Annotated in this window: 2 protein-coding genes and 1 pseudogene; all 3 read right to left on the bottom strand. The window is 30.0% G+C overall.

Features of this window, described 5'->3' with window-relative positions:
* A partial coding sequence (locus AC1DJR_RS31145; protein ID WP_477004378.1) for a phosphorylase family protein occupies nucleotides 1-184 on the bottom strand: 184 nt, incomplete at its 3' end.
* Nucleotides 185-208: 24 nt separating this feature from the next.
* The gene (locus AC1DJR_RS31140; RefSeq protein WP_477004379.1) at nucleotides 209-883 is read right to left on the bottom strand and encodes a DUF3885 domain-containing protein; all 675 of its coding nucleotides are present in this window, start codon (nucleotides 881-883) and stop codon (nucleotides 209-211) included.
* Between the two features lie 13 nt (nucleotides 884-896).
* Nucleotides 897-1048 (bottom strand): annotated as a pseudogene (locus AC1DJR_RS31135) (HAD family hydrolase); the annotation flags it as partial.

Here is a 1048-nt window from a genome sequence, read left to right as displayed (position 1 = left end):
GTTGTACACAACTAGCACAACTTACTTTACCGACACCAGTTACAACTGAAATAACTTCTAATTCATTAATAGAATGAAAATGAAATTCCCAAGCTGCTATTTTTTCTACACGCTCACTTGGATAATGTTGATGCAAATACGTAAGCTCYGGTTCCCATGCAGATACAATTGCGATCCTTTTCATTACACACTTCACTTCCTCCTATTTTCATGTAAATAAGTCATCTATACTCTCTCGTTCATATTCTGGTATCCACTCTTTATACTTCTCATATAAATCCCGTATCTTTTCTTTATTCTTCGCAATTACTTCACATCCTCTATCACCATAAATAAACATGATGATATCCTTTGTTACATTTATAAAAAATACATCTGGATATGAAATTTCTTTTTTTCGCCCTAGACGTGGACGTAGGTCAGGGAAATCTTCATGATTAGCTGCTTGAATAAGCGGTTCATATTTAATATCTTCAGCAAGACATTTTAAAGAAAATTGATATGTACAATATAAGTCAGCTTCTTCATCTTCAAATAGAAAAGGTAATGTTTCTTGTCTAATATGAAACTTTAAACCGCTCTTTTTAATAAATCTATTGTATACATTTATTTTCTGCRSATTTTTTATATTTTCCTGTTTAAATCGATAAACATTTGTGAYTAAAAAGACGGTATCTTCTTTTGAAAATATATCTTTAAATAGAYTTTTATTATACCTATATAGTTGTGTGAAATATTCCATATTATACGTGTTACCATCTTCTTTGAATTGATATTTATCTTTCCCAAAATCAAAATGAAGATGATTTTCCCACTGAGAGTATATGTACGGTACTAACGTAACTCCTGGAAATGTTTGATTCATATATTCTTTAAATTGCATTTTCATACCCTTTCTACTCTACAATTTCTTTTAAATGCCAATATGCTTCTTCTAGCCACGGATGTATGACTTTTAATGTATCTTTTCTTTCCCACAAATATGAAATATATACAAAAGCAGCATGTTCCAAAGATTTTTCCAATCCTTTTTTTACCTCAATTAAAT

It is taken from the genome of Bacillus sp. 05T31, from assembly GCF_056396725.1.
Note: the sequence above shows the minus strand (reverse complement) of the source record. Positions and strands in the feature narration are given on the sequence as shown.